General features: G+C 70.2%; 8 protein-coding genes and 1 pseudogene. 5 read left to right on the forward strand and 4 right to left on the reverse strand.

Annotated features, from left to right (window positions below; genetic code table 11):
• Window positions 1-387: 387 nt before the first annotated feature.
• A complete protein-coding gene (atpE, locus tag Y694_RS17325) occupies window positions 388-630 on the forward strand; it encodes a F0F1 ATP synthase subunit C (RefSeq protein ID WP_036234779.1) in 243 nt (80 codons plus the stop codon).
• A gap of 21 nt (window positions 631-651) precedes the next feature.
• A complete protein-coding gene (locus Y694_RS17330; RefSeq protein ID WP_231497745.1) occupies window positions 652-1,500 on the forward strand; it encodes a helix-turn-helix domain-containing protein in 849 nt (282 codons plus the stop codon).
• A 16-nt stretch (window positions 1,501-1,516) separates the two neighbouring features.
• Here Y694_RS17330 and Y694_RS17335 read toward each other — a convergent pair whose 3' ends face one another.
• Together Y694_RS17335 and Y694_RS17340 are read right to left on the reverse strand one after the other, a co-directional pair.
• Window positions 1,517-4,207: a bifunctional acetate--CoA ligase family protein/GNAT family N-acetyltransferase gene (locus Y694_RS17335; protein WP_036234781.1), complete on the reverse strand. Its 2,691-nt coding sequence runs from the start codon at window positions 4,205-4,207 to the stop codon at window positions 1,517-1,519.
• Window positions 4,208-4,344: 137 nt separating this feature from the next.
• The gene (locus Y694_RS17340) at window positions 4,345-4,827 is read right to left on the reverse strand and encodes a DUF456 domain-containing protein (RefSeq protein WP_036234782.1); all 483 of its coding nucleotides are present in this window, start codon (window positions 4,825-4,827) and stop codon (window positions 4,345-4,347) included.
• Between the two features lie 176 nt (window positions 4,828-5,003).
• Here Y694_RS17340 and Y694_RS17345 point away from each other — a divergent pair, with 176 nt between their 5' ends.
• Complete coding sequence (locus tag Y694_RS17345) at window positions 5,004-5,318, forward strand: hypothetical protein (RefSeq protein ID WP_152543534.1); 315 nt, start codon at window positions 5,004-5,006, stop codon at window positions 5,316-5,318.
• 302 nt (window positions 5,319-5,620) lie between these two features.
• Window positions 5,621-6,709 (forward strand): SDR family oxidoreductase, encoded by a 1,089-nt coding sequence (locus Y694_RS17350; protein ID WP_036234785.1) that lies wholly within the window; start codon window positions 5,621-5,623, stop codon window positions 6,707-6,709.
• Window positions 6,710-7,162: 453 nt separating this feature from the next.
• Here Y694_RS17350 and Y694_RS17355 read toward each other — a convergent pair whose 3' ends face one another.
• Window positions 7,163-7,531: a DsrE family protein gene (locus Y694_RS17355; protein ID WP_011828606.1), complete on the reverse strand. Its 369-nt coding sequence runs from the start codon at window positions 7,529-7,531 to the stop codon at window positions 7,163-7,165.
• A 61-nt stretch (window positions 7,532-7,592) separates the two neighbouring features.
• On the opposite strand from Y694_RS17355, the gene Y694_RS17360 reads away from it, so the two are divergent.
• Window positions 7,593-8,606, forward strand: a complete 1,014-nt coding sequence (locus tag Y694_RS17360) for an AraC family transcriptional regulator (RefSeq protein WP_051495859.1) — start codon at window positions 7,593-7,595, stop codon at window positions 8,604-8,606.
• 19 nt (window positions 8,607-8,625) lie between these two features.
• Here the strand turns inward: Y694_RS17360 and Y694_RS24955 are convergent.
• Window positions 8,626-9,183 (reverse strand): annotated as a pseudogene (locus Y694_RS24955) (aromatic ring-hydroxylating dioxygenase subunit alpha); the annotation flags it as partial.

The following is a 9,183-nucleotide window of genomic DNA, read 5'->3' on the forward strand; positions in this document are numbered from 1 at the left end:
GCTCAGCCGGCGCCGAGGCCACCGCAGGCGGCGGGGCCACCTCGGCGACCGGCGACGCCGGCACGGTCTGGGGTGGCTCCGGCGTGCGCTGACGCCAGTACAGCAGGGTGCCGACGGCGACCACGAACGCCAGCCCGGCCACGCCATAGATCAGCTTGTTGTTCATGCTGCCAGCCTCCAGCGATACGTGCGGCATCCGCCACACCGAGGGATGGACGCCGCGCACGCCCCGGAAGTTCCGGGGTTGCCCTGCGTCCATCTTCCTCCCTCTGGCAGGCACTCGCTACCTGCCAGGTAATCGACGGACGTACCGGGCGACCCGACACTTCCTTCGCCCCCTGCAAGTACAGCGAGCCGTTCCCATCCCACCCATCCCGAGGACCCACCATGTCAGACACCAGCCTGCTTTCCCTCTCCGTCGCGCTGCTCATCGGCCTGCCGGCTTTCGGCTCCTGCATCGGCATCGGCCTGGCGACCATGAAGTTCCTGGAGAGCGCTGCGCGCCAGCCCGAGCTGATCCCGGAGCTGCAGACGAAATACTTCCTCGGCGTCGGCGTGACCGACGGAGCCTTCATCATCGCAACCGGGATCGGCCTGTGGTTCGCCACGGCCAACCCGTTCAAGGGCTGACCGAGCCAAGGAGAACTCCGCATGAACCAGCCGCCGGCAGCGCACGCCGTCCGTCACCGCCCCTCGATGGGCCCGCCGCGGCACGACCGGCTGATCGGCCCCGCGCTGCGTGCCTGGCGCGACAAACGGCGCCTGAGCCAGCTGGCGCTGGCGCTGGATGTCGGCGTTTCGACGCGGCACCTGAGCTTCGTCGAGACCGGCCGCTCACGCCCGAGCGCCGAGCTCGTGATGGCCTTGGCCGAGCGGCTGGAGCTGCCGCTGCGCGAGCGCAACGAGCTGCTGCTCGCCGCCGGCTTCGCACCGCGCTTCCCGGAGACGCCGCTGTCCTCGCCCGATCTCGATGGCGTGCAGCGCGCGCTGCGCCGCCTGCTCGATGCCCACGACCCCTATCCCGGCGTCGCGCTGGACCGGCACTGGAACGTGGTGCTGGCCAATGCCGCTGCGGCGCGGCTGGTCGCGGCGCTGCCCGATGCGCTGCGGAAGCCTTCGGTCAACATGATCCGCGCCGGCCTGCATCCGCAGGGCTTCGCAGCCGTCACCGCGAACTTCGACGAATGGGGTCGCCACCTCGTCACCGAGCTTGCGCAGCTCGCGGAGTCCAGTGCAGACGCCACGCTGGCCGCGCTGCTGGCGGAAGTGTCGGCCTACCCCAACGTGCGCGCGCTGCTCGCCCGGCCGGCCGCCCCGGTGCCCACCGAGCACCGCCTGCTGCTGCCCTGCGTTTTCGATCTCGGCGGCACGCGGCTCACCTTCTTCACCACGCTGGCACGGCTCGGCTCGCCGCGCGACGTGACGCTGTCCGAGCTGAGCGTGGAGCTGTTCTACCCAGCCGACGGTGCGACCGAAAAGGCGCTGCGCCACGCCCTCTAACGCCTTGCGGTCGGGCCTACAGCGTGTGGGTCACCAGCATGAAGTCCGGGTCGTCGGCGAAGCGCTTGACCGCGAAGCCCAGCGAGCGCATGAGCTTGAGCATGTCGGCGTTGTTGGCGAGCACCAGCCCGTCGATCTCGCTCAGGCCCTTCTCGCGCGCCACGTCCATGATGCTTTCCATCAGGCGCGAGCCGATGCCGCGGCCGTTGAAGTCGTCGGCCACCACCAGCGAGAACTCGCAGGTCGAGTGGTCGGGGTTGGTGATGTAGCGCGACACGCCGACGATGCGCTCGGCCTCGGTCATCTCGCCGTCGGCCCCCGCGTTGCGCTCCTTGACAACCGCCACCAGCGCCATCTCGCGGTCGTAGTCGATCAGCGTGAAGCGTGCGAGCATCGACGGCGACAGCTCGGTCAGCGAGGACACGAAGCGGAAGTAGCGGCTCTCGGGCGACAGGTGCAGCACCAGGTCCTGCAGCATCTGCGCGTCGTTCGGCCGGATCGGGCGCACCGTGTACTCGCCGCCACCGCGCAGCGGCCAGACCTGCTCATAGCGTGTCGGGTAAGGCAGGATGGAGAGGTGCGAGTACGGGTTGGTGCGGCCACCCGCCGCCTGCGGCGCGCTGTCGATGACGATGCGCGCATCCACCGCCACCGCGCCGGATTCGTCGACGATGATGGGGTTGATGTCCATCTCGCGCAGCTGCGGCAGCTCGCACACCATCTCCGACACGCGCAGCAGCACCTGCTCCAGCGCGTCGAGGTTCACCGCGCTGGCGCCGCGCCATTCGCCCAGGGTCTCGGCGACGCGCGAGCGCTCGATCAGCCGGCGCGCCAGGAAACGGTTCAGCGGCGGCAGCTCCATCGCGCGGTCGTTGATCAGCTCGATCATCGTGCCGCCGGCGCCGAACACGATGACCGGACCGAACGGGTCGTCGGTCACCAGGCCGATGTAGATCTCGCGGCCGCGCCGGGCACGCGCCATCTTCTGCACCGTCACGCCGTTGATCCGGGCGCCCGGTTGCAGCCGCGCCACCCGCTCCACCATGTCGGTATAGGTGTCGCGCGCGCTCGCGCCGTTCATGATGTTGAGCGCCACACCCTCCACGTCGGACTTGTGGCTGATGTCGGACGAATCGATCTTCAGCGCGACCGGGAAGCCCAGCTGCGTGGCGATCATCATCGCCTCGTTGGCGCTGCGCGCGAGGATGGTGTTGGTGACCGGGATGTGGAACGACGACAGCAGCGTCTTCGACTCCATCTCCGTCAGCACCTTGCGGCGCTCGGCCAGCACGCTCTCGATCACCAGCCGCGCCGCCTCGATGTCGGGCTTGGCCAGCGTGGACAGCGGCGAAGGCGTCTGCTGCAACAGCAGCTGGTTCTGGTAGAACGAGGCGATGTTGCCGAAGGCCCCGACCGCCGCCTCCGGCGTGCGGAAGCCGGGGATGCCGGCCTCGTTCAGAAGCTCGCGCGCCGCGCCGACCGACGCATCGCCCATCCAGCACGACAGCAACGGCTTGCCCATCGTGTGCTTGACCTCCACCAGCGCGCCCGCGATGTCCGCCGCATCGACGCCGACCTTGGGCGAGTAGACGGTCAGCACGCCGTCGATCTGCGTGTCGTTGCCGGCGGCGTCGATGGCGGCGCGGTAGTGCTCGGGACCGGCGTCTTCCGACAGATCGATCAGGTCCGACAGCGAGGCCAGCGGCGGCAGCTGCGGCGCCAGTGCAGCGGCCGACTCGGCCGACAGCCGGCCCAGGTGCAGGTACAGCTCGTTGACCCAGTCCGCCGCCAGCACGCCGGGCCCGCCGCCGTTGGTCACGATCGCGAGGCGCCGACCCACCGGGCGGTAGCGCGAGGCCAGGCATTTCGCGGCCGAGAACAGCTCGACGAAGGAGCGCACCCGCACCGCGCCGGCACGGCGCAGCGCGGCGTCGAACACGTCGTCGCTGCCGACGATGGCGCCGCTGTGGGTCTGCGCGGCCTCGTTGCCGGCCGGCTTGCGACCGGCCTTCAGCACCACCACCGGCTTGGCCTTGGCGGCCGAGCGCAGCGCGCTCATGAAATGGCGCGCGCTCGAGATGCCCTCGACGTAGACAACGATGCTGTGCGTCTGCGCGTCGTTGGCCAGGTAGTCCAGCACCTGAGCGATGTCCACCGAGGTGTTCGGGCCCAGGGACACGACGCTGGAGAAGCCCACCGCGTTGGTGCTGGCCCAGTCGAGCACCGAGGCGGTGAGCGCCCCCGACTGCGACACCAGCGCCAGTGAACCGGGCTTGGCCAGCGGCCCTGCCGCGCTGGCGTTGAGCTGCAGCGCAGGACGCTGGAACCCCAGCCCGTTGGGTCCCAGCAGATGGATGCCCTCGCGCTGTGCGATCTTCTTCAGGGTCGCCGCGGCCTCGGCGCCGATGCCGGCGGACACCACCAGCGCCGAGCGACAGGCGAGCCTTCCTGCGACCTCCAGTGCGGAGGCCACCTGCTGGGGCGGCAGCGCGATGACGGCCAGGTCGGCCCGGGTCTGCGCCAGCTCGGCCAGCGTGCCGGTCGCATGGATGTCCAGGAACTGCAGCGCGCCGGCATAGGGCTGTGCCCGCAGGGCCTGGTGCAGCACCCGGGCCTGGGGCGTCTGGCCGGTCGGGTCGTCGGGCGCCCCGGCCAGCACGATGATGGATTCGGGCGAAAAGAGCGGGGTGAGGAAATGCTTGTCCATGAGGTCCAGTCTGCGCCGATCGGAGCGCCGGGCGTGCACCGCGGCATGCAGCGACCTTCGGGGCATCGGATGACACGGCCCTGACAACGCCCTCCCCAGGCGCAGTGCTCTGCGCCAAAGGGTGCCGCAGACGGACGTCAGACCAGCAAGGCCACCACGAAGATGCCGATCATCATGAACGAGATCGCGATCTTGGCGACCAGCCCCGCCATGACGCCCAGCCAGGTGGCGAAGCCCACCCGCACCGCGCGCTGCTCGTCGCGACGCGCCACGTACTCGCCGACGGCCGCGCCGACCAGCGGCATGAAAAGCACGCCGACCAGGCCCATGAAGATGCCGGCCACGGTGCCGAGCGCCGCACCGAAGATCGCTTCCCGGCTCGCGCCGGCGCGGCGCGCGCCCAGCAGCCCGGCCACGAAGTCCGCCGCCCAGGCCACCACCGCCAGCACGCCGACGGCAGCGAGGCTGCCCCAGCCGACACGCGCGAAGTCGTCGATCCAGGCGCCGAGCAGGATGCCGGCCAGCACCAGCAACGTGCCGGGCAGCGCCGGCAGCACCGTCCCCGCCAGCCCCGCCACGATGAGCGCGACGCTCAGGATCCACAGCCAGCTGTCGCCCATGTCGAGCCCTTCCGCACGAGTTGTTCACGGACAGATGGCGTTCGCGCGCCGGAGTTCAACCGACGGGAGCCTCGGCGAGCCGATGCCGGGCCGTGATCGCCCTCAAGACCCCGGCCCTTCCAGCCGATAAGTCAGCGGACTCACCGCTCATGGTGACGCTCCCGAAAGGAACTGCCTTGCCTCCCGCCTTGACGATCACCGGCCTGCAGGACGAGACGCTGCGCACCTCGCTGTGCCTGATGCGTGTCCTCGAGAACAAGCAGATGGGCATGCACGCCGGGGAGTACCGCGCCGCCGCGGCCGAGCTGAGCGGCGCGCTGCACGCGCTGGCGACCGACGACCTGCGGCTGGTGGCGCGCAGCATGATGCCGGTGCTGTGCGAGCTGGCCGAGAACGTGCTGTTCGAACGCGCGCACCGGCTGGTGCTGGGCGGCAGCGCCGAGCGTGAACGCGCGCTGCAGGTGTCCGAGGCGCTGTGGGCCCGGATCTGACCTGAGCCGGTCGGCGCCGCCCACGGCGGCGCGGCCAAAGAAAAAGCCCGCAGGCAGACTGGAGGACCAGGGCCGCGGCTCATCTACCGAACGCACATCGCGCTGAGCAGCACGAGGCGACGGGTTCTTTCGGCGCAGGTGACGGGTTCCTGGGTCCGCCCAATCGTGCGGTCGGTTTGTCGCCGAAGTGACTGCACTGTAGTTCGATTCGCGCAGGATCGATCCCCTGAACAGCACCGCCACGCGGGCCCAGTTCGGGCGATCGGTGCCCCTTCGAGAACGACAAGACGCGGAGACATGAGATGCCCAACAAGGTTCTGATCGCCGGCGCCAGCGGCGTGGTCGGTGCGGCCGCGGTCGAAGCCTTCCTCGCCGGAGGCTGGGAGGTGGTGGCGTTGTCGCGGCGGCGGCCCGAGCTGACGCACGAGCGGCCCTATACCCACCTCGCGGTCGACCTGCGCGATGCCGCGGCCAGCCGCGCCGCGCTCGGCGCACTGACCGGCATCACCCACGTCGTCTACGCCGCGCTGTTCGAGAAGCCCGGTCTGATCGCCGGCTGGAGCGAACGCGACCAGATGGAGACCAATCTGGCGATGCTGCAGAACTGCCTGGCGCCGCTCACCGGCGCGGGCAGCGGCCTGCGCCATGTGAGCCTGCTGCAGGGCACCAAGGCCTACGGCATCCACCTGCACCCGATGCCGATCCCGGCGCGCGAGCGCGCGCCGCGCGATCCCCACGCCAACTTCTACTGGCTGCAGGAGGACTACCTGAAGGAACTGGCGGCGGCGCGGCACTTCGACTTCACCATCCTGCGCCCGCAGCTCATCATCGGCGCGGCCTACGGCGTCGCGATGAACCTCGCACCGGTGATCGGTGCCTACGCCGCCGTCTGCCGCGAGCTCGGCGAGCCGTTCGGCTTCCCGGGCGGCGTGTCCTATGTGTGGGAAGCGGTCGACGCGCGCCTGCTCGCCAATGTCTTCGTGTGGGCCACCTCCAGCCCGAAGGCGGTCGGCCAGCACTTCAACGTGACCAACGGCGATGTCTTCGAGTGGCGCAACGTGTGGCCGGCGATGGCCGCGACGCTGGGCGTCGAGCCCGGTCCGGACCGGCCCCGCGCGCTGGGGCAGTTCCTGCCCGGGCACGCCGCGGTGTGGGACCGCATCGTGGCGAAGCACGGCCTGCGACCGGTGGCGCTGCCGGCGCTGCTCGGCGAATCGCACCACTACGCGGACTTCTGCTTCGCACACGGCGCGACCGAGCCGCCGCCGCCCGCCTTCGTCAGCGCGATCAAGCTGCGCCAGGCCGGCTTCCACGAGGTGTGCGACAGCGAAGACATGTTCTGCCACTGGCTGCGCAGCTTCATGGCGCGCGGCATCCTGCCGCCCGCCTGAGCCCTAGCGAGCGGCCGGCAGCCCCTGCAGGATGCTGCCGCGCACCGGCGCCGCCGTGAGGGTGCGCCGGAGCAGCCGCCAGGACCACGCTCGCGCCGGTTCCAGGGCAGCAGCGACAGGCCGCGGGCCAGCAGGCAGTAGCCGAACAGCACCTGGGCCGTCGTGCCGATGGCAGGCACCCAGAACAGCCCCTTCATCGGCGGCCACGCGGCCAGCAGCAGCAGGCCCGTGAAGGCCAGCCGCACCTGCACCGGAAAGGCCGCAAAGCGGCCCTCGCGCCAGCGGAAGTGCAGGACCTGCAGCGCACTCAGCGCGGTGGCGGCGTGGAAGGCTCCGGCCCACCCCGCCAGCCCCGCGATCAGCAGCGCCGCCGTCACGGCCCAGTACCACCAGCTCAGTTCCCGATACATCAGCATCACGGCGGCCTCCTGCTGCTCGCACATCAACATCGGCTCAGAAGCTCAGCGTGGCCGCGCCGCGCTTGATCAGCTCGTGCATCACGCTGGAGCCGGCGATCACCACGCCTTCGATCAGCTGCTCCTGGGCATAGCCGCGGCTCTTCACGCACGGCGTGCAGGCCCACAGCGTGCCGCCTCGCGCGACGAAGTCGCGCAGCATGTCCGCCAGCGGTTCGAGCGGCTTCACGTGGGTCGTGTCCGACGCACCGCGCCGCACGATGTCGACACCCGAACTGGTGAGAAAGATCGACACCTTCAGGCCGGCCGTCATCCCGCCGAGCGCGATGACCATCCCCGCCGAGGACAGCTCGTGGTCGATGCCATGCGTGATCACCACCACCAGATCTCTCGATTCCGTTGCCATTGACAGCCTCCTTGCTGCATCCTTGATGACGTCAGCTTAGGTCGATCGCCCCGAGGAAGCCATGACCGAAATGCCGCCCGTCTTGCCCGAAACGCCGCCGGCCTCGCATGCGTCCGATCTGCTGTCGGACCTGCTCGGGAGCATGCACCTGGCCGGCATGGTGTTGTTCCGCGCCGCGTTCCGCGAGCCCTGGTCGGTGCTCACGCCGGGGTCGGCACAGCTGGCGCGGGTGCTGCCGTTCCGCACCGAGCACATCGTTCCCTTCCATGTCATCGCCACCGGCCGTTGCCGGCTGGCGCTGCCCGGGCGCGAGCCGGTGTGGCTGCGCGAAGGCGATGCCGTGCTGCTGCCCTACGGCGACAGCCACCGTCTCGAAGGCCTCGAGGAGACCGCGCCGGTGCAGGTCGGCCAGCTGCTGCCCTGCCAGCCCTGGAAGGACATGCCGCAGGTGGAGCACGGCGGCGGCGGTGCCGTCACGCACATCATCTGCGGCTTCCTGCAGTGCGACGAGCTGCTGTTCCGCCCCATCCTGCGGCATCTGCCGACCCTGCTGCACGTGAGTCCCGACGCCACGCCGGCCGACCACTGGCTGGGCAGCACCATCCGTCACACCGCCGCCGAGGCCAGCCGGACCACGCCGGGCTCGCGCAGCATGCTGCCGCGGCTGACCGAGCTGATGTTCGTGGAGATCCTGCGCAAGCACATGCAGGGCCTGTCGGACGACGAGAACGGCTGGTTCGCCGCCTGCAGGGACCCGGTGACCGGCTCGGCCCTGAAGCTGCTGCACGATGCGCCGCTGCAGGACTGGAGCGTGGAGCGGCTGGCACGCGCGGTCGGCGTCTCGCGCACGGTGCTGGCCGAGCGCTTCCGGCACTACCTCGACCAGCCGCCGATGCAGTATCTGGCGCACTGGCGGCTGCAGCTCGCCGCCCAGCAGCTGAAGACCGGCGACCAGCCGCTGAAGACCATTGCCGACCGGGTGGGTTACGAGTCGGAGGCCGCCTTCAGCCGCGCGTTCAAGCGCCACTTCGGCCTGCCGCCCGGCAGCTGGCGGCTGCGGCAGGGCACGCGCTGAGCCAGGGCCGCGGTCGGCATCAGCGCGCGCCGGCCTCCTGCTCGATCAGCCGCTGCAGCAGGCGGCGCACCTTCACCGGCGCGACGTCGTTCGTCATCAGCACCGGGTTCAGGCCGAAGAAGTCGGTGGTGTCCATCTCGTTGTGGATGGCCTGGATGATCGGCCCGTCCTCGGTCTCGAAGGCGGTGTGCATGGCCTGGATCTTGGCCGCGTTGTAGCCCGCGTCGTCGACGACGTGGTTGCGCCGTGTGGCGAAGAAGTAGTGGGTGGTATTCGCGGTCTCCGGCGTGCAGGTGTGCAGGTCGTACTGGCCGATGCAGTTGACCAGGTCGAGCGCGCCATCGTTCTGCGTCGCCCCGACCGAGAGCTGGATGTTGGCCGGCGGGCTCCAGCTCACCTCGATGAAGTGCCGGGCCTGCGTCTTCGGTTCGGGCAGGAAGTCCGCCAGGATCAGCAGCGGCGGCGTCTGCTGCCATTCCCAGCGGGCGGCGACCGACTCGGTGCCCTCGCGCAGCTTCGGGATCTGCGGCGACAGCTGCCCGCGCGTGGTGATGATCTCGCCATGCACATGGTCGAC

Source organism: Methylibium sp. T29-B, assembly GCF_000576225.1.
GTDB classification, from domain to species: domain Bacteria; phylum Pseudomonadota; class Gammaproteobacteria; order Burkholderiales; family Burkholderiaceae_C; genus Methylibium; species Methylibium petroleiphilum.